Source organism: Massilia sp. 9096, from assembly GCF_000745265.1.
GTDB lineage: Bacteria > Pseudomonadota > Gammaproteobacteria > Burkholderiales > Burkholderiaceae_D > Telluria.
Genome location: NZ_JQNN01000001.1, coordinates 4,350,216 through 4,373,342 on the forward strand (window position 1 = coordinate 4,350,216; position 23,127 = coordinate 4,373,342).

Genomic DNA, 23,127 nt, shown 5'->3' on the forward strand with positions numbered 1-23,127 from the left:
GATGAGGTCACCCAGCATGCGCATTGGCGACATCGCCGGCGCATCACTCGATCGATTTTTTCGACACTGACTGAAAGTTATCATACGTGCGTTACTTAACATGAAACGCACTTTCTTCATTGAATATAGCGCCATCTGCGCATTATCTGAACACATCCTGGCGATAACTCATCCATTCCGCACAGTAAATCTCGACTGGTCAATATGTGAGCATAGCTCATCTATATCGTATAAATTCCCGTAACGTGTAGACATAACTCACAATATTGCATCGTCGATTTTTTGATCAGCATGTCCTGTATCGACTTATTGTTAAATAAAAACAGCAAAAAAAGGCACAAAATCCATGTGACCAGAAGTTGCAGGGGTCGAGTGAAAGAATGGGTGAGATCCCGGGCTGGCGGCGTTCCGAGCGGACGAAACAGGAGGGAGGGCGACAAAGCGCGGCGCGAGCGGCGTCAAGCGATCGACGGCTTGGCCTTTGGGCGAAAAAAAACGGCGCCCGAGAAACCGGACGCCGTTTTCGAGGAGGAAGCCTCGTGTGAAAGCGTTAAGCGTTGATTCTGTGGGGGCTCAAACCCGCGATGCCATCGTACGGGCGTCGACGCTGTTTGAAACCTGCGCCGTTTGCGCGGCCAGCTTGGCGGCGCGCAGCTTGCGGCGGGCAGCCAGCTCGTCCTTGGTCGGACGCGGACGCACCACCAGCACCAGCGCACGGGCGATGCCGACCAGCAACGGGCGGAAGAACATCAGCACGCCGGCCAGCAGGGTCAGCTGCGCCATGACGAGCACCAGCTGGCTGAACGGCACGGCCGTCACCGGGAGCTGGAGGAGGGTAGAAGAAAAGGACATGATCTTGTCAGCGATGAGTTCACCGTAACTGTAGTGCAACGCAACATATAAATCTAATCATGTTCACTGATAGTGCTTATGCTGTTTGTGAATGGAATCGGTTACACTTGCTGTCATCGACAACTGCATAGACAAGTTCGTGCCGAATGGAGCCCCATGAGTTTTCTCACGCTTGACCTGAACCTGCTGCGCGTCTTCGACGCAGTGATGACCGAGCAAAATCTCACGCGCGCCGCCGGTCACCTGGCCATGACCCAGCCGGCGGTCTCGAACGCCATCAAACGCCTGCGCGAAAGCCTGGGCGACGAATTACTGATCCGCACCGCCTACGGTGTGAAACCGACCCCGCGCGCCGAAGCCCTGTGGCCGGCCGTGCGCCAGGCGCTGGCCGCGCTGGAGGCGGCGGTGATGCCGGAAACCTTCGACGTATCCAAGGCCCAGGCCACTTTCCGCCTGGCGATGGCCGACGCCACCGCCGCCTTGTGGCTGCCGTCGCTGGTGCGCTCGATCGAAAAGGAAGCGCCCGGCGTCAACATTCGCATGGTGCCGCTGACCACGCGCGAGCCGCGGCCGATGCTGCTGCGCGGCGACATCGACCTGGCCGTCGGCTTTTTCCCCGGTGTGGCAGCCCAGCTGTCGTACGAAACCGGCTCGCCGATCCGTCACGAGCGCCTGTATTCGGGCGAATACGTGTGCGTGATGCGCAAGAACCACCCGCTGGCCCAGGGCAAGCTCGACCTGGACAGCTATTGCACGGCGAATCATTTATTGGTGAGTTTTTCCGGCCGCGCCCACGGCCTGGTCGACGAGGCGCTGGCCCAGATCGGCCGCGAGCGGCGCATCCTGCTGACCGTGAACCAGTTTTTTACGGCAGGGCGGGTGGTGGCCAACTCGGACCTGGTGACGGTGCTGCCTAAGCACCTGATCGCCTCCACCGGCGCCGCCGATGCGCTGGTGTGGAGAGAATTACCGTTCCAGCTGCCGGCCGTGCACCTGGACATGCTGTGGCACGAACGCGACGGCCGCAGCCCGGCGCACCGTTGGCTGCGCAAGAATCTCGAAAGCATGTCGGCCGCGGCCAAGAAGACGCTGCCGCAGGAGTCCGAGACGCACGACAAGATGGAAAAGATCGCCTGAGCCAGCGCAAAGGCGAGCGGTCGCTTATTTGATCGGCAGCTTGGTGGTATTCTTGACTTCTTCCATGACCGCATAGGTGTGCGTTTCGCGCACGCCTTTTTGCAGCAGGGTTTTACCGAGGAATTCGCGGTACGCCGCCATGTCCTTGACGCGCGCCTTGACCAGGTAGTCGAAGCCGCCCGCCACCATGTGGCACTCGAGCACTTCGGGGATCAGCTGGACGCTTTGCTTGAAAGCGTCGAACACTTCCGGCGTGGTGCGGTCCAGCACCACCTCGATGAACACCAGCAGCGACACATCCAGCAATTGTGGATTGAGCTGGGCGGTATAGCCCATGATGTAGCCGGACTCGTGCAGCTTGCGCACGCGCTCCAGGCAGGCCGCCGGCGACAGGTTGACGCGCGCCGCCAGTTCGACATTGCTGATCCGGCCATCGCTTTGTAGCTCGGCCAGGATTTTCTTGCTGATTTTGTCCAGCATCAGTTAGTTCTCCACTATACCCGGGGGACCTGGCGTTGCCACTCTTGGCAGCGGCCCCAGTCCGTAAATTTTATTTGGTGGAATTCTCCCACCAAAAACTATCTATTGCTAGTCTTCTGTAAAAACAGAATTAATCCAGAAGAATTCCCTCTACAATCGAATCAAAATCCTTCATCGTGAATCGCGTCGGCCGGGGCAACCGGTACGGCGCGTTTTGCTGTGTGGCCAAACGGTCGTTTCCTCATCCTCTCTCTGAATTCAACCCATGAACATTGCCGCCACCCCGGCCATCACTTTCGTTCCCTTCGACGCCCTGCAGGCCGAAACCCGGCGCGAACAGACCCCGCTGCGCGCCGCGATCACCGCCGCCTATCGCCGTGACGAAACCACGGCCGTGGAATGGCTGCTGGGCCAGGGCGCGCGGCCGCATGCCGACGCCCATGCGCTGGCGCACCGCCTGGTCTCGGCCGTGCGCGAAAAACGCACGCGTTCGTCGGGCGTCGACGCGCTGATGCACGAATTTTCGCTGTCGTCCGAGGAAGGCGTCGCACTGATGTGCCTGGCCGAGGCACTGCTGCGTATTCCCGACCACGAAACTGCCGACCGCCTGATCGCCGACAAGATCAGCCGCGGCGACTGGAAAAAACACCTGGGCGAATCGCCGTCGCTGTTCGTCAATGCCGCGACCTGGGGCCTGCTGATCACCGGCAAGCTGGTCTCGAGCAACAGCGAAACCGGCTTGCGCGCCGCACTGACGCGCATGATCGCCAAGGGCGGCGAACCGCTGATCCGCAAGGGCGTCGATGTCGCCATGCGCATGCTCGGCAACCAGTTCGTGACCGGCCAGACGATCGGCGAAGCACTTAAAAACAGCCAGGAAAACGAGAAGCGCGGCTACCGCTATTCGTACGACATGCTGGGCGAAGCGGCGCTGACCGAGCTCGACGCGGAACATTATTACGCCTCGTACGAAGCCGCGATCCACGCGATCGGCAAGGCCTCGAACGGCCGCGGCATCAAGGATGGCCCAGGCATCTCGATCAAACTGTCGGCGCTGCACCCGCGATACAGCCGCGCCCAATATGCGCGCGTGATGAGCGAACTGCTGCCGCGCGTGCGCAAGCTGGTGTTGCTCGCCAAGCAGTACGACATCGGCATCAACATCGACGCCGAGGAAGCCGACCGCCTCGAGATCTCGCTCGACATGCTGGAAGCGCTGGCGTTCGATGCGGAACTCGCTGGCTTCGAGGGCATCGGCCTGGTGGTGCAGGGCTATCAAAAACGCTGCCCGTTCGTGATCGACTTCGTGGTCGACCTGGCGAAACGCAGCGGCCGCAAGTTCATGGTGCGCCTGGTCAAAGGCGCGTATTGGGATGCCGAGATCAAGCGCGCCCAGGTCGACGGCCTGTCCGGCTACCCGGTCTACACGCGCAAGGTCTACACCGACGTGTCGTACCTGACCTGCGCGCGCAAACTGCTGGCCAATACCGACGTGATCTATGCGCAGTTCGCTACCCACAATGCGCACACCTTGTCCGTGATCTATACGTGGGCGAAAGCCGATGGCGTCAGCAATTACGAATTCCAGTGCCTGCACGGCATGGGCGAAACGCTGTACGACCAGGTGGTCGGCGCCAATAACCTGGGTAAAGCCTGCCGCATCTACGCGCCGGTCGGTTCGCACGAGACGCTGCTGGCCTACCTGGTGCGCCGCCTGCTGGAAAACGGCGCCAATTCCTCGTTCGTGAACCAGATCGTCGACGAAAGCATCGCGATCGACAGCCTGCTGGCCGATCCGTTCGAGCAGGCGCGCGCCGCCGGATGCCTGCCGCATCCACGCATCCCGCTGCCGGTCGATCTGTATCCGGACGGCCGCAAGAACTCGAGCGGCCTGGACCTGGCCAACGAAAACGTGCTCGCCGGCCTGGCGCAGGAACTCGGCGCCGCGCGCCAGTACCTGGCGTCTCCGCTGGTCGACGGCCAGCTGGAAGCGGTCGGCGCACTGAACGTCATCAACCCGGCGCAATCGGCGGACATCGTCGGCCAAGTGACCGAAGCGACCGTCAGCGACGTCGACACCGCGCTGCAAGCGGCGCGCGACGCGCTGCCGGGCTGGGATGGGCTGGAGGCCGGCGACCGCGCCGAGATCATCGCGCGCGTCGGCGACCTGTTCGAGCAGCACCTCGGCGAGCTGATCGCGCTGGCCGTGCGCGAAGCCGGCAAATCGCTGCCGAACGCGATCGCCGAAGTGCGCGAAGCGGTCGATTTCCTGCGCTATTACGCCAACGAGATCCGCACGGCCGGCAATGGCCGCGCGCTCGGCCCGGTCGTCTGCATCAGCCCGTGGAATTTCCCGCTGGCGATTTTTACCGGCCAGGTCGCGGCTGCGCTGGCGGCCGGCAACACGGTGCTCGCCAAGCCGGCCGAGCAGACGCCGCTGATCGCCTATCGCGCGGTGCAATTGTTCCACGAAGCCGGCGTGCCGAAAGGCGCACTGCAGCTGCTGCCGGGCCGCGGTGAGACCGTCGGTGCTGCGCTGACGCAAGATGCGCGTGTCAAGGCTGTGATTTTCACGGGCTCGACCGAAGTTGCCCAGTTGATCAACCGCACGCTGGCCGAGCGCGCGATCCAGGAAGGCTGCGACATTCCGCTGATCGCCGAAACCGGTGGCCAGAACGCGCTGATCGTCGATTCCTCGGCGCTGCCGGAGCAGGTCGTCCAGGACGTGCTGAGCTCGGCATTCGACAGCGCCGGCCAGCGCTGCTCGGCGCTGCGCGTGCTGTTCCTGCAGGAAGACATCGCCGATAAAACCATCAAGATGCTCAAGGGCGCGATGCAGGAACTGCGCGTCGGCGTGCCGGACCGCCTGGCGACCGACATCGGTCCGGTGATCGATGCCGAAGCGCGCAACAACCTGCTGGCCCACATCGAGCGCATGAAAGCGACCGCCAAGGGATATTTTGCGCTGAATCTGTCGGCGGAACTGGATGCGCAAGGCACCTTCGTGCCGCCTACGGTGCTCGAGATCGGCTCATTGGCCGAACTCAAGCGCGAAGTGTTCGGTCCGGTGCTGCACGTCGTGCGCTATCGCCGCAGCGAGCTGGCGCAGGTCGTCGATGCCATCAACGCGACCGGCTACGGCCTGACGCTGGGCGTGCACTCGCGCATCGACGAGACCATCGACTTCATCACCACACGCGCGCACGTGGGCAACATCTACGTGAACCGCAACATCGTCGGCGCGGTCGTCGGCGTGCAGCCGTTCGGCGGCGAAGGCAAATCCGGCACCGGCCCGAAGGCCGGCGGTCCGCTCTACCTGAAACGCCTGCAGAAAAATGCGCCGCCGCTGCTGCAACACCCGCCGCGCAGCAATCCGGTGTTCGAGGCCCTGCTGGCTTGGGCGCGCAGCGACAACCAGCAGGACGTGCTGGCGCTGGCGCCGCATTACCTCGACACGACGCTGGATGGCGTCACGCTCGATCTGCCCGGCCCGACCGGCGAGCGCAACCAGCTCGCGTTCGTGCCGCGCGGCGCCGTGCTGTGCGCCGCCACCGGCATGGCTGCGCTGCTGAACCAGCTGGCTGCGGTGTTCGTCACCGGCAACCGCGCGCTGGTGCTGGCCGACGACGGCGACAAGGTGCTGACCAGCCTGCCGGCCCAGGTGAGAGAACGCATCCGTTTCGTGTCGGAAGCCGAGCTCGAGGATCACGATGTCCAGCTGGCGCTGGTCGAAACCGGCCTGAAAGGCAATCTGCTGGCCCAGCTGGCGGCACGCCAGGGCGCGATCGTCGGCATCGTCGACACCCGCCAGGGCACGCCGATCGCGCTGTGGCGCCTGGTGGCCGAGCGCGCGCTGTGCGTCAACACGACCGCGGCGGGCGGTAACGCAAGCCTGATGACGCTCGGCCTGTAAGCCGGCGCAGATGGCGATCGCGCCGCGGTGTAGGTTATGCCTGCACCGCGGCGTTTGTTTTTGTGAAAGCGGCGCTGCGCGACAACGCCACCTCGTAAATGGCCTGAATGTCTGCCAGGGCAAGGTCACGCACGCGGTCGCGGCGCGCGACCTGGGCTACGACGACGTACCGGCCGACACTTTACTCGCCTGATGCCCGAGGCAAAACTGCCTGACGATACAAAACGCATAGCGCGCGGCCACCGATTTCACGAAGCGCATGAAATCGGTGGCCGCGTTTTCGTTGGCATTGTCCGAAATCGTGCGCAGGACGCCGTAGGGGACGCCAAGCTCGAAACACACCTGGGCTACCGCAGCGCCCTCCATTTCGACCGCCAGCAGCCCGGGAAGGGCCTTGCTGAGGCTCTGGACGTGCTCGCGCTCGTTGACGAACTGGTCGCCGCTGCCGATCAGGCCACGGTGCAGGCGCGGCGCATCGAGCGCGAACACGGCGCGTTCCTGAGCGTCGATCGTGCCGGCCAGCTCGTTGTCGAGAAAACGCGCCGCGGCATTGGCGAGTTCTAGCGCCATTGAACTGTCCGTCGGGAACTGCGTCAAACCGGTCAATGGCACTTCATAGCGCGGAAACAAGGGACTGGCATCCATGTCGTGCTGAACCAGCGATTCGGCCACCACGATGTCGCCGACACGGATCCCGGCATCGCCGGCGCCAGCCACACCCGTAAACAGGATGTGGGTAACACCGAACTTCTCCACAAGCGTTGTCGCGGTCATGGCAGCGGCAACCTTGCCAATTCGCGATAAAACACACACAGCGTCGATTTTCCACAGCCGTCCGACAAAGTACTCACGCATACCGTGCATGAGCTTGTGGGGGCTGTGCATGGCTTCTACGAGCCCCTGCTGTTCTTCGTGCAAGGCACTGATGATGCCAAGGCGCATGCTTTTTCCTTTTATTGTCGTTTCTGGTGGCTTTTGAAAGGCGTGCAGGGCGGTGTTGCATGCCTGTGCACCGGTTTTCGCATTTAAGTTATGTAAACAAAAGAATGTATATAAAAACTGGTAGTGATAGTAAACGCCTGTCCAGCTGTGGATAAACCAGGATTTGTCTACAGGCTCAAGGGTTTAGGTGCGCACGGAGCGGCTGGAAAAACATTGTATCGGGCTTGCATCGATGTTGGACAAAAAACGGCCGAGCCGTCAAAGCTCGGTTTCTGCACATCGAATGCTGTGGATATGCAGCGGTTTGTCCACAGTCCAGACGTTGAGGAGCAGTTTTTGTTGTGCAGGCTGAAAGATTTTGGCGGACAGGGCTTGCAAGAGCGAAGCAGGACGATGTCTTGCCGTGAACAATCCGAGTGTGCAGGTCGACAGCGCTGTCTTGACGCCACAGCTGGCTGGCCGTTTTTTTTTTGCAGACAAATCACCGCGTGCAGGCCTGCAGCTTGACCAGCGGTCACGGCTTCGAGCTTGTCCCGGCTTCCTCAGCGATTGCAGATCGCTTCATCGATCTCATGCAGACGGCCAGCAAATCGTACGCCCGTCTCGAGTAGGCAGCGTGTTGGCGTAGGCAGCATCGACGTTCTTCCTGCTTCTCTCGCTTTCCTTGTTTTTCTTGCTTTTGCCCCTTTTCGAGCGCGACGCGGGTTGCGCGCAGCGCGCCAGCGTCTTTGTTTTATATAAATAAGAAGAAGTATACAAATTGGTAGTGATAGTAAACGCCGCCTGAACTGTGGATAACGCCGGTTTACTCCACAAGCTCAAGGGTTTACGTACGCTCCAAGCGGCTGGACAAGGCCTGTGTGCGGCTGGGATCAAAACTGGACAAAAAAACGGCCGCAGAGAAGTCGGCCAGTTTCACACATTCGTTCCTGTGGATATACATGAGCTTATCCACAGCGACCATGATTTTGCTTGCCAAACCTTGTCTTCAGCTCATCGCGGAGGCTGGCCGGTCAGAAATCGGCCTCACCGACGTCGAGACATTGACGCAGCGCTAGCTTGTCCGAAGTCGACGAAATTTTTTCACCAGCCAATGTCACTCGTTCTGCAGTTCGCATGAACGAAGCGACAGCGTCGGCAATGGCGGTTTGCCGCTGGCGGATGCCACGGCCTGAAAAGGCTTCTCAGGTTTACCAACAAAAGCTTGTATACAGAATAGTGGTAATAGTTAACGTTGGCACTCATCTGTGGATAAAGCTGGTTTTGTCCACAAGATCAAACGCTTACGCGCGGCATAAGGCAGTGGGCTGCCATTGTATCTGCGGAGTAAGTAAACTGGACAAGATTTTGGTCTGCGTAAAAAACCACGTTTTCGCACAATCGGTCCCTGTGGATATGCAAATGCTTATCCACAGCGGATAAACCCGCACCGAAGGGCTCATTTTTGCAAGATTGAACCTGTCCTCTGGTAAGCTGATTCAAGAGCTGACTTAGCCGAATCACGATGCGAGGGTGTCCATGCCGGTCCACGCCGTCGATGTTTTCCGAGTCCTGGTGCACGCCTTTCTGGCGTAAGAGAGGCATCCGGCCTGGCGCTGGGACCAGGTGCTGCCGAGTTTCAAACGCAGCGAAGACCACTACGCCGGCGCCAGCGCCATCCACGGCAGCGGCGGTGAGCGGCGCGTCGAGCGCCTGCGTTTATCGTGGAAAATCCTCGACGCCTTCCGCGCCGCCGCGGCCGAGAACGGCATCGCGCCGGTCGGCGATTTCAACAGTGGAGACAATGCCGGCTGCGCCTGTTTCGAGGTCAATCAGCGCCGCGGCATCCGCCTGAACACGGCAAAAGTATTTGCAAGACCGGCGGCGCACCGCCCGAATCTGACGATCGTGACCGGCTGCCACGTCGAACGGCTATTGATCGAAGGCGAGCCAGCCCCTAAAAGTTGTGTCGGCGTGCAATTTACCGAACATAACGCCCAACTCCCTGAGCACACTCGAAGACCGGCAAGTGGCCGCGGCCGCGCTTGCGCTGACACGCCGTATCGTCGCCGCGCCGGCGCTGGCGAAATACCGGCCGGAAGAATGCAAGCCGGGGCCGCATTACCGCACCGAAGACGAGCTGATGTAAGCCGCCGGCCACATCGGCATCACGATTTTTCATCCGGTCGGCACCTGCCGCATGGGCCAACCCGACGCTCCGCCGGCCGTGTTCGACAGCCGCCTGGGCGTAAAAGGCGTACGCGGCCTGCGCGTGGTCGATGCGCCGATCATGCTGACCATCACTTCCGGCAACACGAATGCGCCGACCCTGATGATCGCCCAGCAGGCGGTGCAATGGATCGCATCGGACCAGACGGCGGACACTCGACGGAAGGCAAATACCTGTCTCGTACTGGGACTTGAGCAACGAAAGCGCCGTGAGATTATTACCGTGTGGTGGCGACGATCCCGGGCGACCAGGCCTACACGACCAAGGTCGAGACCCGGTGCGCCGCCTGGAAATGAGCCGGGTAAAATGGTTCGCACGGCTGGAACGGAGGAGGGCAAGGTGATCGAAGAATCCTTGATGCTGGATGTGAACGGACTGCGCATGCACGTGACCACGACCGGCGAAGGGCCGCCGGTCCTGTTGCTGCACGGGTTTCCCGACACCCATGCCGTCTGGCGCAAGCAGGTCGGCGTGCTGGCCGCAGCCGGCTATCGCGTGCTGGCGCCGGACCTGCGTGGTTACGGCCGTACCGAGGCGCCGGGCGGTGTCTTCGATTACACGCTGGTCAAATTACGCAGCGATATCATTGGTTTGCTGGATGCGCTCGAGATCCCGAAAGTACGGCTCATCGGTCACGATTGGGGTGGGATCATCGGCTGGCAAATCGCGGCCTTGGTGCCGCAGCGCGTCGAGCGTTTCGTTACGTTGTCCACAGGCCACCCATCGGCAATTGCACAGGCTGGATTGCTGCAACATTTGCGCATGACCTATGTCCTCGGATTCGTCTTGCCGGGCATCGCTGAACATGCCTTGCGCGCTGGGGATTGGTTCTTGTTGAGGCAATTTACGAGCGAGCCTGGACAGGCCGAAATCTGGAAGCGCGACCTGTCCGCACCGGGGCGTTTGACGGCTGCGCTGAACTACTACAGGGCCAACCTCAACATGAGTTTTCCACATAGTTATCCACGGGTCAAAGTGCCCGTGATGGGCCTGTGGAGCGACCGCGATCCAGCACTCGGCGAACGCCAGATGCAAGACTCGGCACGCTATGTCGAGAGCGGATTCCGCTTCGAGCGAATCCGCGACGCCGACCATTGGCTGCAGTTGACCGCGCACGAGCGGGTGAATGCGCTGCTGCTTGATTTCCTCGGCAGCCGCGCGTCGCCGGTCTGATGCGAACGGCCATTTCCACTTACAAAGCAGTGGCGTAGATTGCGCACGCGTCCGCCCGCGTGAGCTCGCGCGGATTGTTGGCAGTAAGGGAGTCTGGAGCATGGCGTCGTCGGCCAGGCGGTCGAGGTCGGCTTCGGTGATGCCGACTTGCTGTAAGGTCTGTTCGATACCGGTCACGGTGGCGATCTGTTCCATCGCAACGACCAATGCCTGCGCGCGTGCTCCTGGCTGCCGATGGCGTGCGGCATGACCACCCCTGCCAGCTCGGCATAATGAGCCGTTGCGTGCGGCATATTAAAACGCAGCACGTGCGGCAAGGTGAGCGAATTCGGCAGCCTGTGTGCCACGTGAAAAATGCCGCCGATCGGGTAGGCGAAGGCGTGCACTGCCGCCGCCGGCGCATTCGAAAATGCCTGGCCAGCAAGGCAGGCCCCGAGCAGCATGGCCTGACGCGCGTCGAGGTCGCGGCCGTTTTCGCAGGCGTTGACCAGGTTCGCGGACAGCAGCTGTAATGCCTGCCTGGCCAGCAGGTCCGACATTGGGTTCTTCTTGTGCTTGCTGGTAAACGCTTCGATCGCATGCACCATCGCGTCGATGCAGGTCGCGGCCGTGACCACCGGCGGCAGGCCCCGGGGTCAACGTGGCGTCGAGCACGGCCAGGTCGGCGTACAGCTGCGGCGACACCATGCCCATCTTGGCGGTCTCCCCGGTGGTGACGACGGCGATGTTGGTGACCTTGGACCCAGTGCCGGCCAGGAACGCGATCAGTTTCGCAACGTCCATCGAGCTGCCGCCACCGAGACCGATCACGATGTCGGCGCGGTGCGCACGCAGGAGTTCGACGGCGGTATGGACCACGGCTTCCGGCGGATCGGCCACCACGCTGGAAAAGATGGCCGCCTGGATGCCGTGCTGCTCGAGGCTCAGGCGCGGTGTCTCGACCAGGCCGGTGCGCAGAAAGCCGGCATCGGTCAAGACCAGGGCACGGCGAACGGCAGGAAAGCGTTCGGCGACCAATTGCCCGAGACGAGCACTGGCGCCGGGTTCGGATACCAGGCTGGCCACGGTGCTGAAGCCGAACGCAGGGATGCTCCTCATCGCGAGTTTTCCTTCGGATGCGGTACGGGGCCACTCAAGCTCACTCCAGAGCTCGGCAAGGCGGCGAGGCGGCCGGCGGTCGGCATGTTACGGCGAGCATCTTTCCCCGGCGTACAATGGCGCTTTTCGTTCGATTGTGCTCCCATGTCCGATCTCGTGTTGCTGGCCTGTGCGGCCTTCCTTGCTGGTCTCGTCGATGCCGTCGTCGGTGGAGGAGGGTTGATCCAGATTCCGGCAATTTTCGCCGTGTACCCGAAGGAAATACCAGCGACCTTGCTCGGGACGAATAAACTTGCCTCGATGTGCGGCACAACGGTCGCGGCAGTGAAGTACGTACGCCGGGTGCGCGTGGCATGGAGTACAGCGGCGCCGGCGGCGATCGCTGCGTTTGGACTCGCCTTCTTCGGCGCCTGGACCGTGACACGCGTGCCGGCGGATTTCGTGCGCAGCTTGCTGCCCTTGATCCTGGTGGCGGTCGCGGTGTACACGTTCAAGAAGAAGGATTTTGGTAGCGTGCACGCGCCGCTGCACAGCGGGATGAAGGAGCGTTGGCTGGCGGTCGGGGTCGGCGCGGCGATCGGTTTTTATGACGGCTTCTTTGGACCGGGAACCGGCAGCTTTCTGATCTTCCTGTTCGTGCGGTTTTTCGGCTTCGACTTTCTGGGCGCCTCTGCGGCTGCGAAGGTTGTCAACGTGGCGTGCAATATCTCGGGCTTGCTGTGGTTCGGCTTCAGCGGCCATCTGATCTGGAAGCTGGCAGCGATGATGGCCGTGTGCCAGATCGGCGGTTCGCTGGTCGGTACGCAATTGGCGCTCAAGCACGGGAGCGGCTTCGTGCGCAAACTGTTCCTGGTCGTGGTGATGTTGCTCATCTTGAAGACGGGATACGATTCGTTCGTGCGTCTCGGGTGGTGACTGTTTCACGTGAAACAGTCCCGCGGACTGAAGCTTTTGAGCGCATGTGACGCTGCCGTGCTCCCAGATAGCGAGGCGTGCTTACGATGGTCGTGCTGTTGTGGTCGCGGAAGGCTTCCTTCATCAAGTGTGCTCGTGTGAATTTATCTTCGCACTGGCTGCAGCAGGCTTGTAACCCATTTGCATCATCCTTATTTGGGTGAAGCGGACGGACGCCGGTGCAGCGGGGCGCACTTGCTTGCAGATGAGTGCAATGACTTATCGACCGTAGTCGACGCATTGCTTTGGGCCGGTCGAGTGTCGGTTCGGTGCTCAGTATGGGTGTACTCACCTGTCGATAACAAGCTCATCCATACCTTGTCAACTTGGTTTCACGTGAAACAAATTCTGTCGTTTTCGGCCCTTCACCGAAGCCCGACAGAAAAAAGCTTCTATAATCCTCGCTTAACTCTCCTCGCACCACATTCCATAATGCTATTTCCGACAGAATTCGACGTGATCGTCGTTGGCGGCGGCCATGCCGGCACCGAAGCGGCGCTCGCGTCTGCGCGCATGGGCCAGAAGACCCTGTTGCTCACTCACAATATCGAAACCCTGGGCGCGATGTCCTGCAACCCGTCGATCGGCGGTATCGGCAAGGGCCATCTGGTCAAGGAAGTCGACGCCCTCGGCGGCGCGATGGCGATCGCTACCGACGAGGCAGGCATCCAGTTCCGCATCCTGAACTCCTCCAAAGGTCCGGCCGTACGTGCGACCCGCGCCCAGGCCGATCGCGTGCTGTACAAGGCAGCGATCCGCAGCCGCATCGAAAACCAGCCGAACCTGTGGCTGTTCCAGCAGGCCGTCGACGACCTGATGGTCGAAGCTGACCGCGTCGTCGGCGCGGTCACTCAGATCGGCTTGCAGTTCCGCGCGCGTGCGGTCGTGCTAACGGCAGGTACTTTCCTCGACGGTAAGATCCACGTCGGCCTGCAGAGTTACACGGCTGGCCGTGCCGGCGATCCGGCGGCGGTCTCGCTGTCGAGCCGCCTGAAAGAACTGGAGTTGCCGCAGGGCCGTCTGAAAACCGGCACCCCGCCGCGTATCGACGGCAGAAGCATCGACTTCAGCCAGATGACCGAACAACCCGGCGACCTCGATCCGGTGCCGGTGTTTTCGTACATGGGTAATGCGGCGATGCATCCGAAGCAGTTGCCATGCTGGGTCACGCACACCAACGCGCAGACGCACGACATCATCCGCAACGGCCTGGACCGCAGCCCGATGTACACCGGCGTGATCGAAGGTGTCGGCCCGCGCTACTGCCCGTCGATCGAAGACAAGATCCACCGCTTCGCGTCGAAAGAGTCGCATCAGATCTTCCTCGAGCCGGAAGGCCTGACGACCAACGAGTTCTACCCGAACGGCATTTCCACCAGCCTGCCGTTCGACGTCCAGCTGGCGCTGGTGCGTTCGATGAAAGGCCTGGAAAACGCTTTTATCCTGCGCCCCGGTTATGCGATCGAATACGATTATTTCGACCCGCGCGGTTTGAAAGCCTCGCTCGAGACCAAGGCGATCCAGGGGCTGTTCTTCGCCGGCCAGATCAACGGCACCACCGGTTACGAGGAAGCCGCGGCCCAGGGCCTGCTGGCCGGTATCAATGCGGCGCTGCAGACCCAGGGCAAAGACGCCTGGGCGCCCGGCCGCTCGGAAGCCTACCTCGGCGTGCTGGTCGACGACCTGACCACGCAGGGCGTGGCCGAGCCGTATCGCATGTTCACTAGCCGCGCGGAATATCGCCTGTCGCTGCGCGAAGACAATGCCGACATGCGCCTGACGGAAATCGGTCGCCAGCTCGGCGTGATCGGCGATGCGCAGTGGGAAGCGTTCGAGCGCAAACGCGAAGCCGTCGCGTGCGAGCTGGAACGCCTGCGCTCGACCTGGGTCAACCCACGCATCCTGGCCGCCGCCGAATCCGAGCGCGTGCTCGGTCAGGCGATCGAACGCGAGTACAACCTGGCGGATCTGCTGCGCCGTCCGGGTGTCGAGTACGACACGCTGGTCACGATGCAGGGTGTCGAGGGCCAGGCGCTGGCAGGTCCGGGCGTCGAGGATGCGGCGGTGAGGGAGCAGGTCGAGATCCAGCTGAAATACTCGGGCTATATCAACCGCCAGGCGCGCGAAGTCGAACGCCACGATTACTACGAAAACCTCAAGTTGCCCGAGAACCTGAACTACCTCGAGATCACGGCGCTGTCGATCGAGGTCCGCCAAAAGCTCGACAAGCAGAGACCGGAAACGCTGGGCCAGGCGTCGCGCATTTCCGGCGTGACCCCGGCGGCAATTTCGCTGCTGCTGGTACACCTGAAAAAACGCGGCGCCAAGGGGTTTACCAATGCGCCGGACACCGCGCTGGAAGCCAGCGCAAGCAAGGAATCGGCGGCATGAAGCATTTCGACCGCAATACCCTGACCCAGGTTTTGAAAGAGGGCATCGCCGAGATGCGGCTGGACGTATCGCCGGCCCAGCAAGATCAGCTGATGGATTACCTGGGGCTGATGTTCAAGTGGAACAGCGTCTACAACCTGACCTCGCTGCGTGACCCGATGCAGATGGTGACCCATCACCTGCTCGATTCGCTGGCGGCGGTACCGGCTTTTGCGCAGGCGCACAACGTCCTCGACGTGGGTGCCGGGGGCGGCCTGCCCGGTATCGTGCTGGCCATCGTACGGCCGGACATGAAAGTGTCGATGATCGACACGGTGCACAAGAAAACGGCCTTTTTGACGCAAGTGAAAGCCGAGCTGGGCCTGGCAAACGTTACCGTGTACACGATGAAGGTCCAGGAACTGGAGGTCAGCGACAAATTCGACGTCATCACCTCGCGTGCTTTTGCCGACCTGTCCGATTTCGTCAACTGGTCTTCGCACCTGCTGGCCGATGGCGGGCGATACATCGCCTTGAAAGGGGTCGCGCCGGAAGAGGAGCGCCAGCGGGTACCGGCCTCATGGAATGTGACGAAGGTGGAGCCGCTGCAGGTACCCAGGCTGGGCGCGGAGCGGCACCTGGTTTTCATCGAGCGCGCATCGGAAAAACGAGATTAAACTCAATTCCTTCGATCATGAATAAACAGTATAAACAGTTAATACCAACATACAGAATAAACAGTATATATCGTTTAAATGGTATGAACGGTATGGCTTGAAGAGCATACATGGCAAAAATATTTTGCGTAGCAAACCAGAAGGGCGGGGTGGGCAAGACCACGACCAGCGTCAACCTGTCGGCGGGTCTGGCGAAGCTCGACCAGCGCGTGCTGCTGGTCGACCTCGACCCGCAGGGCAACGCGACCATGGGCGCCGGCATCAACAAGGCCGGGCTCGAGTCCTCGATCTATGAAGTGCTGCTCGGCCAGGCCGAGGTGGCCGAGGCGCGCCTGCGCAGCGAAGCAGGGCGCTTCGACGTGTTGCCCGCCAACCGCGAGCTGGCCGGCGCCGAAGTCGAGATGGTCGAGCTGGACAACCGCGAGCGGCGCCTGAAGCAGGCGCTGGCCAAGGTCGACGCCGACTACGATTTCATCCTGGTCGACTGTCCGCCGGCGCTGTCGCTGCTGACCTTGAACGGCCTGGTGTGCGCGCACGGCGTGATCATCCCGATGCAATGCGAGTACTACGCCCTGGAGGGCTTGTCCGACCTGGTCAACACGATCAAGAAGGTGCACGCCAACCTGAACAACGATCTGAAGATCATCGGCTTGCTGCGCGTGATGTTCGATCCGCGCATGACCTTGTCGCAGCAGGTCTCGGCCCAGCTCGAGCAGCACTTCGGCGACAAGGTTTTCAAAACGATCATCCCGCGCAACGTGCGCCTGGCCGAAGCGCCGTCGTACGGCATCCCGGGCGTGGTGTTCGATCCGTCCGCGAAGGGGGCGCAAGCGTACATTGCGTTTGGCGCCGAAATGATCGAGCGCATCAAATCGATGTGAGAACCCGCCGCGCATCGCATTTCGTTCTCCGATGCGCACTACGGTTCTCGAGCGCTCCCAATTAGATAACTCGACCACTTCAACATCATGGCAACCAAAAAACTCAAGGGACTCGGCCGCGGCCTCGACGCGCTGCTCGGCGGCGATCCCGACGACGCCCCGGCCACGCCGAGCAATTCGCCGTCCTCGCTGAAGGTTGCGCAGGTGCAAGCCGGCAAATACCAGCCGCGCACGCGCATGGACGAAGGTTCGCTGACCGAACTGGCGGCCTCGATCAAGACCCAGGGCATCATGCAGCCGGTACTGGTGCGCCCCATCGACGCACCCGGCGAGGGAACGGCCAGATATGAGATCATCGCCGGCGAACGGCGCTTCCGCGCGGCGCAGATGGCCGGCCTGGAAGAGATCCCGGTGCTGGTGCGCGAAGTCGACGACCAGAACGCCGCGGCGATGGCGCTGATCGAGAACATCCAGCGCGAAGACCTCAATCCGCTGGAAGAAGCGCAGGGCATCGCGCGCCTGATCTCGGAATTCGATTTCACCCACGAGCAGGCGGCGCAGGCGGTCGGCCGCTCGCGCAGCGCGGTGTCGAATTTGCTGCGACTGGTGAACCTGGCCCAGCCGGTGCAAACCATGCTGATGGCCGGCGACATCGACATGGGCCACGCGCGCGCACTGCTCGCGGTCGACGCCGCCAGCCAGATCACCTTGGCCAACCACGTGATCGCCAAGCGGCTGTCGGTGCGCGAGACCGAGAAGCTGGTGGCGCGTTCGCTGGAAGAACAAAACGCTCCGGCCGCGGCCGCGCGCGCAAAAGACAAGTCGGGCGATATCGTGCGCCTGGAAGAGGAACTGTCGGACCGCCTGGCCACGCCGGTCGTATTCAAGATGGGCACGAAGGGCAGGGGTCAGATGATCATCGACTTTGCCGATCTCGACGTGCTCGACAGCGTGCTCGCGCGCCTGCGCGCGTAGCCGAGGTGCATCGGCGCACCCGGCAGGTGCGCCGCGCGTTCACCTACCGTGCGGGATTGTGAACGCGTTCTCCCCCCCATGCATACGCAAAACGTAAATTCTGTAGGAAAATTAACAACTTAGCCGAAATTTTGTTTGTCGTTTTTACATCGGCTAACGTACGTCATTCAGCGCGAACAGTTTGACGACGGCATTCATAACCACTTATAATCCCGCTGATTCATGTAATTACCACACCGTAACTCGGTTCCACAACGGCCAGCGCGAAAGAACAATAACAATGTTGCGTCTGGTCTCCCTGCAAATCCTGGCAACGCTTGTAGCCGGCGCGATCGCCGGACTGCTGGGAGGGTGGTCCGCGATGTTTTCGGCGGTACTTGGCGGGATGTGTTGTGTCGTGCCCAATGGCATCATGGCGTTTCGCCTGTTCGCCAATTCGCAGAAACTGGGCGGTGCAAACCCCGCCACATTTTTTATCTGGGAATTCGTAAAGATTGCTCTGACACTTGCGCTGTTGTTCGCAACGGCGCGGCTCTACCACGGTCTGAACTGGCTCGCGCTGCTGTGCGGGTTCATCGTGGCGCTGAAAAGTTACATCATTTTATTATTTAGGCACTGACAATGACGATTCAAGCGGTAGAAACCGCGGTGGAGCATGCCCCAACCGCCGGCGAATACATCAAGCACCATCTGGGCCACCTGACCCTGAACCCACAGAGCTTCGTGGTCGACTTCCACACCGTCAACCTCGACACCATTTTCTGGTCGATCCTGATGGGCGTGATCGGCATTTTCGTGATGTGGCTGGCCGCACGCAACGCCACCTCGGGCGTGCCGGGCCGTTTCCAGGGCGCCCTGGAAGCGGTGGTCGAAATGGTCGACGACCAGGCGAAGTCGATCGTGCACGGCGACCGCAGCTTCATCGCTCCGCTGGCGCTGACCGTGTTCGTCTGGGTATTTCTGATGAACTCGATGGACTTCCTGCCGGTCGACCTGTTCGCCGCCATCCTGCGTGCGATGGGCATGGGCGAGACGCACTTCCGTGTCGTCCCGACCGCCGACCTGAACGGCACCCTGGGCATGGCACTCGGCGTGCTCGCCGTGGTCCTGTTCTACAACGTCAAGATCAAGGGCATCGGCGGCTGGATCCATGAACTGTTTGCAGCGCCGTTCGGCATCTACATGGCCCCGTTCAACCTGCTGTTGAACCTGATCGAATACGCAGCTCGCACCGTGTCGCTCGCAATGCGACTGTTCGGCAACATGTACGCCGGCGAGCTGCTGTTCCTGTTGATTGCTCTGCTCGGCGCCCTGGCTGGACCGTTCGGTATCGTCGGCCAAATCGTTGCTGGTTCGGCTTGGGCAATCTTCCACATCCTGATCGTGACCCTGCAGGCCTTCATCTTCATGATGCTGACGCTGGTGTATATCGGTCAGGCCCACGAGAGCCACTGACCGACGCGATCGCAAGAACGAACAAGATAGTGGTAGTAAAGAAGTAGTAAATTTTTGACTTTTTAAATTCAACTTTTGGAGTAATTCTCATGACTGACGTTTCTTTCGTTGCACTGGCTTGCGGTCTGATCATCGGCCTGGGTGCTATCGGCGCATGTATCGGTATCGCGATCATGGGCGGCAAATACCTGGAAGCCTCGGCACGTCAGCCTGAACTGATGAACACCCTGCAGACCAAGATGTTCCTGCTGGCTGGTCTGATCGACGCGGCATTCCTGATCGGCGTCGGTATCGCCATGCTGTTCGCTTTCGCAAATCCGTTCCACGGCTAATCGAAGCACCATTCGATTCTGAACAGCCGAACCTCCGCGGTTCGGCATCCGTTTTTGTGAGAAGGAATTTACCGTGAACTTGAACGCAACTTTGTTTGTTCAGTTCGTGGTCTTCTTCATCCTGGTGTTCGTCACGATGAAATTCGTGTGGCCGCCGGTGATGAAAGCGCTCGACGAGCGCGCCGAGAGGATCGCGAACGGCCTGGCCGCAGCTGACCGTGGCAAGGCAGAAATGGCCGCTGCCGAAAAGCGTGTCGCCGCCGAACTGGCCGGCGCCCGCGATGAAAGCGCCAAGCGCATCGCCGACGCCGAAAAGCGCGCCGCAGCGATCATCGAAGAAGCCAAGCAGACCGCCAATGTCGAAGCCGCGCGCATCGTCGAAGGCGCGAAAGCCGACGCCGAGCAGCAAATCAACCGCGCGCGCGAAGAACTGCGCGGCCAGGTGGCTGCACTCGCCGTCGCCGGCGCCGAGCAGATCCTGAAGCGCGAAGTCAACGCAGCGGCCCACGCCGACCTGCTGAACCGTCTGGCAACCGAGCTCTGATCATGGCTGAACTCGCAACCGTCGCCCGCCCTTACGCCGAAGCGCTGTTCCGTGTCGCCCAGAACGGCGACATGGCGGCCTGGTCCAACCTGATGTCGGAACTGGCGCAGATCGGCGCCAACCCGGACGTGCAGGCGTTCGCCAGCAACCCGAACGTCGCGTCAAGCCAGCTGGCCGACACGATTGCGTCCCTGGTCAAGTCGCCGCTCAACGCCGAAGCGAAGAACCTCATCGCGATGCTGGCCGAAAACGGCCGCATCGCCCTGCTGCCGGAAATCGCCGCGCAGTTTAGCGTGCTCAAGAATGCACAGCTGGGCGCGGCTGACGCGCTGGTGTTCAGCGCGTTCGACATGTCGGCCGACCAGGTCAATGCCCTGGCTGCCGCACTGGAAAAGAAATTTGGCCGCAAGCTGAACCCCACGGTCACTGTGGACCCGTCGCTGATCGGTGGCGTACGCGTGGTCGTCGGTGACGAAGTGCTGGATACCTCGGTCCGCGCGAAGCTGCAGCAGATGCACAACGCGCTGGTGGCCTGAGGACCTTTGCACCGTCCCGTCGGTCCAAGCCTTGCCCTACGCATCAAGAAACTATTAGGAGTTAGCACTCATGCAACTTAATTCGTCTGAAATCAGCGAACTGATCAAGAGCCGCATCCAGGGCCTCGAAGGTCAGGCTGATGTTCGTAACCAAGGCACGGTGATCTCCGTGGCCGACGGTATCTGCCGCATCCATGGTCTGTCGGACGTGATGCAGGGCGAGATGCTGGAATTCCCGGGTAACACCTTCGGTCTGGCGATGAACCTCGAGCGCGACTCGGTCGGCGCCGTGATCCTGGGTGCTTACGAGCACATCTCCGAAGGCGACACCGTCAAGACCACCGGCCGCATCCTGGAAGTGCCGATCGGTCCGGAACTGCGCGGCCGCGTCGTCAACGCACTGGGCCAGCCGATCGACGGCAAGGGTCCGGTCAACACCCAGTTGACCGCCCCGATCGAAAAGATCGCCCCGGGCGTGATCGCGCGTGAATCCGTGTCGCAGCCGCTGCAGACCGGCATCAAGTCGATCGACGCGATGGTGCCGATCGGCCGTGGCCAGCGCGAGCTGATCATCGGCGACCGCCAGACCGGTAAATCGGCTGTCGCAGTCGACGCGATCATCAACCAGAAGGGCCAGGGCGTCACCTGCGTGTACGTCGCGATCGGCCAGAAGGCTTCGACCATCAAGAACATCGTGCGCTCGCTGGAAGAGCACGGCGCGATGGAATACACGATCGTCGTGGCTGCCTCGGCGTCGGAATCGGCGGCAATGCAGTACATCTCGGCCTACTCGGGCTGCGCGATGGGCGAATACTTCCGCGACCGCGGCGAAGACGCGCTGATCGTGTACGACGACCTGTCCAAGCAAGCCGTCGCCTACCGCCAGATCTCGCTGCTGCTGCGCCGTCCGCCGGGCCGCGAAGCCTACCCGGGCGACGTGTTCTACCTGCACAGCCGCCTGCTCGAGCGCGCCGCACGCGTGAACGCCGACTACGTGTCGGCCTTCACCAACGGCGCCGTGACCGGCAAGACCGGCTCGCTGACCGCACTGCCGATCATCGAAACCCAGGCGGGCGACGTCTCGGCGTTCGTGCCGACCAACGTGATCTCGATCACCGACGGCCAGATCTTCCTGGAGACCTCGCTGTTCAACGCCGGTATCCGTCCTGCGATCAACGCCGGTATCTCGGTGTCGCGCGTCGGTGGCGCTGCCCAGACCAAGATCATCAAGGGCCTGTCGGGCGGTATCCGTACCGACCTGGCGCAGTACCGTGAACTGGCTGCGTTCGCGCAGTTCGCATCGGACCTGGACGAGTCGACCCGCAAGCAGCTGGACCGCGGTGCGCGCGTGACCGAACTGCTGAAGCAGAAGCAGTACTCGCCGCTGCCGATCTCGCTGATGGGCGCGTCGCTGTTCGCCGTCAACAAAGGCTACTTCGACAGCATCGACGTCAAGCGCGTGCTGGAATTCGAAGCCGGCCTGCACAACTACCTGAAGTCGAGCCACGCCGACCTGCTCTCGAAGATCGAGCAGAGCAAGGCGCTGGACAAGGACAGCGAAGCCGCACTGGGCGCCGCCGTCGCCGATTTCAAGAAGTCGTTCTAAGCCGTTCTGAATGAACGCCGGGCGGGAGCTTGAATCCCGCCCGCATAAGGAGTAAGGGCTCATGGCAGCAGGCAAAGAGATACGTGGCAAGATCAAGAGCGTAGAAAATACGAAGAAGATCACCAAGGCGATGGAAATGGTCGCCGCGTCCAAGATGCGCAAGGCGCAGGACCGGATGCGCGCCGCCCGTCCCTACAGCGAGAAGGTCCGCAACATCACGGCCCACCTCGCCACTGCGAACTCGGAATACACGCACGCATTCATGGCGCAAGCCAGGGACGTGGATGCGAAAGCCGTCGGCTTCATCGTCGTCACGACCGACAAGGGTCTGTGCGGCGGCATGAACACCAACGTGCTGCGCCAGGTGACGCAGAAGTCCCGCGAGCTGGAAGGCGCGGGCAAGCGCATTCAAGCGGTCGCGATCGGCAACAAGGGTCTGGGTTTCCTGAACCGCATCGGCGTGAACGTGGTGTCGAGCGTGACGCAGATCGGCGACACCCCGCACCTGGACAAGCTGATCGGCCCGATCAAGGTCATGCTGGACGCTTACCAGGACGGTCAGCTGGACGCGGTGTACCTGTGCTACACCAAGTTCATCAACACGATGCGCCAGGAACCGGTGGTCGAGCAGCTGCTCCCGCTGCCGGCAGCGGCGCTGCAGGCCGACAGCGGCAGCCACGCGTGGGATTACATCTACGAGCCGGACGCGCAAGTCGTGATCGACGAGCTGATGGTGCGTTACGTCGAAGCGCTGATCTACCAGGCGGTGGCCGAGAACCTGGCGTCCGAGCAGTCGGCGCGCATGGTGGCGATGAAGGCCGCGACCGACAACGCGGGTAGCGTCATCGGCGAGCTGAAGCTGGTCTACAACAAGACCCGCCAGGCGGCGATTACCAAAGAACTGTCCGAGATCGTGTCGGGCGCAGCTGCAATCAGCGGCTAAGCCGGCGTAACGGTCTCACGCAAACGAAATTAAAACTATATCTGAAGGAA

The 23,127-nt window shown here is 61.5% G+C and carries 18 protein-coding genes and 2 pseudogenes; 16 read left to right on the top strand and 4 right to left on the bottom strand.

What is annotated here, in order from left to right:
* Positions 1-573: 573 nt before the first annotated feature.
* On the bottom strand, positions 574-852 hold the full coding sequence (locus FA90_RS18820; protein WP_036176330.1) for a hypothetical protein: 279 nt from the start codon (positions 850-852) through the stop codon (positions 574-576).
* A 156-nt stretch (positions 853-1,008) separates the two neighbouring features.
* Between FA90_RS18820 and FA90_RS18825 the strand changes: the two genes are divergently transcribed.
* Positions 1,009-1,989 carry a LysR family transcriptional regulator gene (locus FA90_RS18825; RefSeq protein ID WP_036171414.1) on the top strand — a complete coding sequence of 327 codons (981 nt, stop codon included), beginning with the start codon at positions 1,009-1,011 and terminating at the stop codon, positions 1,987-1,989.
* Positions 1,990-2,013: 24 nt separating this feature from the next.
* Here the strand turns inward: FA90_RS18825 and FA90_RS18830 are convergent, their stop codons facing one another.
* Complete coding sequence (locus FA90_RS18830) at positions 2,014-2,469, bottom strand: Lrp/AsnC ligand binding domain-containing protein (RefSeq protein ID WP_036171419.1); 456 nt, start codon at positions 2,467-2,469, stop codon at positions 2,014-2,016.
* Between the two features lie 265 nt (positions 2,470-2,734).
* On the opposite strand from FA90_RS18830, the gene putA reads away from it, so the two are divergent.
* Positions 2,735-6,382, top strand: coding sequence for a trifunctional transcriptional regulator/proline dehydrogenase/L-glutamate gamma-semialdehyde dehydrogenase (gene putA, locus FA90_RS18835; RefSeq protein WP_036171422.1), 3,648 nt, complete (start codon positions 2,735-2,737; stop codon positions 6,380-6,382).
* A 156-nt stretch (positions 6,383-6,538) separates the two neighbouring features.
* On the opposite strand, the gene FA90_RS18840 is transcribed toward putA, so the two are convergent.
* Positions 6,539-7,324 (bottom strand): 5'-methylthioadenosine/adenosylhomocysteine nucleosidase, encoded by a 786-nt coding sequence (locus tag FA90_RS18840; RefSeq protein ID WP_036171424.1) that lies wholly within the window; start codon positions 7,322-7,324, stop codon positions 6,539-6,541.
* Positions 7,325-8,914: 1,590 nt separating this feature from the next.
* Between FA90_RS18840 and FA90_RS25860 the strand changes: the two are divergent.
* Both FA90_RS25860 and FA90_RS18850 read left to right on the top strand, forming a co-directional pair.
* Positions 8,915-9,704, top strand: a pseudogene (locus FA90_RS25860) (GMC family oxidoreductase); the annotation flags it as partial.
* Positions 9,705-9,890: 186 nt separating this feature from the next.
* Positions 9,891-10,706 (top strand): alpha/beta fold hydrolase, encoded by an 816-nt coding sequence (locus FA90_RS18850; RefSeq protein WP_036176333.1) that lies wholly within the window; start codon positions 9,891-9,893, stop codon positions 10,704-10,706.
* Positions 10,707-10,725: 19 nt separating this feature from the next.
* On the opposite strand, the pseudogene FA90_RS18855 reads toward FA90_RS18850, so the two are convergent.
* Positions 10,726-11,795, bottom strand: a pseudogene (locus tag FA90_RS18855) (iron-containing alcohol dehydrogenase).
* A gap of 153 nt (positions 11,796-11,948) precedes the next feature.
* On the opposite strand from FA90_RS18855, the gene FA90_RS18860 reads away from it, so the two are divergent.
* The 12 genes from FA90_RS18860 to atpG all read left to right on the top strand — a co-directional run bounded on the left by FA90_RS18860 (position 11,949) and on the right by atpG (position 23,077).
* Complete coding sequence (locus FA90_RS18860) at positions 11,949-12,719, top strand: TSUP family transporter (RefSeq protein ID WP_036171427.1); 771 nt, start codon at positions 11,949-11,951, stop codon at positions 12,717-12,719.
* 471 nt (positions 12,720-13,190) lie between these two features.
* Entirely contained in the window at positions 13,191-15,149 is a 1,959-nt protein-coding gene (mnmG, locus tag FA90_RS18865; RefSeq protein ID WP_036171429.1) for a tRNA uridine-5-carboxymethylaminomethyl(34) synthesis enzyme MnmG, read from the top strand.
* Complete coding sequence (gene rsmG, locus FA90_RS18870) at positions 15,146-15,805, top strand: 16S rRNA (guanine(527)-N(7))-methyltransferase RsmG (RefSeq protein ID WP_036171432.1); 660 nt, start codon at positions 15,146-15,148, stop codon at positions 15,803-15,805. Before mnmG ends, rsmG begins: the two co-directional genes overlap by 4 nt.
* Positions 15,806-15,915: 110 nt before the next feature.
* A complete protein-coding gene (locus tag FA90_RS18875; RefSeq protein ID WP_036171435.1) occupies positions 15,916-16,686 on the top strand; it encodes a ParA family protein in 771 nt (256 codons plus the stop codon).
* An 87-nt stretch (positions 16,687-16,773) separates the two neighbouring features.
* Positions 16,774-17,661 carry a ParB/RepB/Spo0J family partition protein gene (locus tag FA90_RS18880; RefSeq protein ID WP_036171439.1) on the top strand — a complete coding sequence of 296 codons (888 nt, stop codon included), beginning with the start codon at positions 16,774-16,776 and terminating at the stop codon, positions 17,659-17,661.
* Between the two features lie 280 nt (positions 17,662-17,941).
* Positions 17,942-18,280 (top strand): ATP synthase subunit I, encoded by a 339-nt coding sequence (locus FA90_RS18885; protein ID WP_036171442.1) that lies wholly within the window; start codon positions 17,942-17,944, stop codon positions 18,278-18,280.
* 2 nt (positions 18,281-18,282) lie between these two features.
* A complete protein-coding gene (atpB, locus tag FA90_RS18890; RefSeq protein WP_036171446.1) occupies positions 18,283-19,116 on the top strand; it encodes a F0F1 ATP synthase subunit A in 834 nt (277 codons plus the stop codon).
* Positions 19,117-19,205: 89 nt separating this feature from the next.
* A complete protein-coding gene (atpE, locus tag FA90_RS18895) occupies positions 19,206-19,448 on the top strand; it encodes a F0F1 ATP synthase subunit C (RefSeq protein WP_036171449.1) in 243 nt (80 codons plus the stop codon).
* Positions 19,449-19,521: 73 nt separating this feature from the next.
* Positions 19,522-19,992 (top strand): F0F1 ATP synthase subunit B, encoded by a 471-nt coding sequence (locus FA90_RS18900; protein WP_036171452.1) that lies wholly within the window; start codon positions 19,522-19,524, stop codon positions 19,990-19,992.
* Between the two features lie 2 nt (positions 19,993-19,994).
* Positions 19,995-20,528, top strand: coding sequence for a F0F1 ATP synthase subunit delta (locus FA90_RS18905; protein WP_036171454.1), 534 nt, complete (start codon positions 19,995-19,997; stop codon positions 20,526-20,528).
* Between the two features lie 70 nt (positions 20,529-20,598).
* Positions 20,599-22,134 carry a F0F1 ATP synthase subunit alpha gene (gene atpA, locus FA90_RS18910; protein WP_036171456.1) on the top strand — a complete coding sequence of 512 codons (1,536 nt, stop codon included), beginning with the start codon at positions 20,599-20,601 and terminating at the stop codon, positions 22,132-22,134.
* Between the two features lie 61 nt (positions 22,135-22,195).
* Positions 22,196-23,077, top strand: a complete 882-nt coding sequence (gene atpG, locus FA90_RS18915; protein ID WP_036171458.1) for a F0F1 ATP synthase subunit gamma — start codon at positions 22,196-22,198, stop codon at positions 23,075-23,077.
* The last annotated feature ends 50 nt before the right edge of the window (positions 23,078-23,127 follow it).

Excerpts from the sequence above, each read along its gene's own strand:
- FA90_RS18820 (WP_036176330.1), bottom strand. The coding sequence starts at position 852 with ATGTCCTTTTCTTCTACCCTCCTCCAGCTCCCGGTGACGGCCGTGCCG.
- FA90_RS18825 (WP_036171414.1), top strand. The coding sequence starts at position 1,009 with ATGAGTTTTCTCACGCTTGACCTGAACCTGCTGCGCGTCTTCGACGCA.
- FA90_RS18830 (WP_036171419.1), bottom strand. The coding sequence starts at position 2,469 with ATGCTGGACAAAATCAGCAAGAAAATCCTGGCCGAGCTACAAAGCGAT.
- putA (WP_036171422.1), top strand. The coding sequence starts at position 2,735 with ATGAACATTGCCGCCACCCCGGCCATCACTTTCGTTCCCTTCGACGCC.
- FA90_RS18840 (WP_036171424.1), bottom strand. The coding sequence starts at position 7,324 with ATGCGCCTTGGCATCATCAGTGCCTTGCACGAAGAACAGCAGGGGCTC.
- FA90_RS18850 (WP_036176333.1), top strand. The coding sequence starts at position 9,891 with ATGCTGGATGTGAACGGACTGCGCATGCACGTGACCACGACCGGCGAA.
- FA90_RS18860 (WP_036171427.1), top strand. The coding sequence starts at position 11,949 with ATGTCCGATCTCGTGTTGCTGGCCTGTGCGGCCTTCCTTGCTGGTCTC.
- mnmG (WP_036171429.1), top strand. The coding sequence starts at position 13,191 with ATGCTATTTCCGACAGAATTCGACGTGATCGTCGTTGGCGGCGGCCAT.
- rsmG (WP_036171432.1), top strand. The coding sequence starts at position 15,146 with ATGAAGCATTTCGACCGCAATACCCTGACCCAGGTTTTGAAAGAGGGC.
- FA90_RS18875 (WP_036171435.1), top strand. The coding sequence starts at position 15,916 with ATGGCAAAAATATTTTGCGTAGCAAACCAGAAGGGCGGGGTGGGCAAG.
- FA90_RS18880 (WP_036171439.1), top strand. The coding sequence starts at position 16,774 with ATGGCAACCAAAAAACTCAAGGGACTCGGCCGCGGCCTCGACGCGCTG.
- FA90_RS18885 (WP_036171442.1), top strand. The coding sequence starts at position 17,942 with ATGTTGCGTCTGGTCTCCCTGCAAATCCTGGCAACGCTTGTAGCCGGC.
- atpB (WP_036171446.1), top strand. The coding sequence starts at position 18,283 with ATGACGATTCAAGCGGTAGAAACCGCGGTGGAGCATGCCCCAACCGCC.
- atpE (WP_036171449.1), top strand. The coding sequence starts at position 19,206 with ATGACTGACGTTTCTTTCGTTGCACTGGCTTGCGGTCTGATCATCGGC.
- FA90_RS18905 (WP_036171454.1), top strand. The coding sequence starts at position 19,995 with ATGGCTGAACTCGCAACCGTCGCCCGCCCTTACGCCGAAGCGCTGTTC.
- atpA (WP_036171456.1), top strand. The coding sequence starts at position 20,599 with ATGCAACTTAATTCGTCTGAAATCAGCGAACTGATCAAGAGCCGCATC.
- atpG (WP_036171458.1), top strand. The coding sequence starts at position 22,196 with ATGGCAGCAGGCAAAGAGATACGTGGCAAGATCAAGAGCGTAGAAAAT.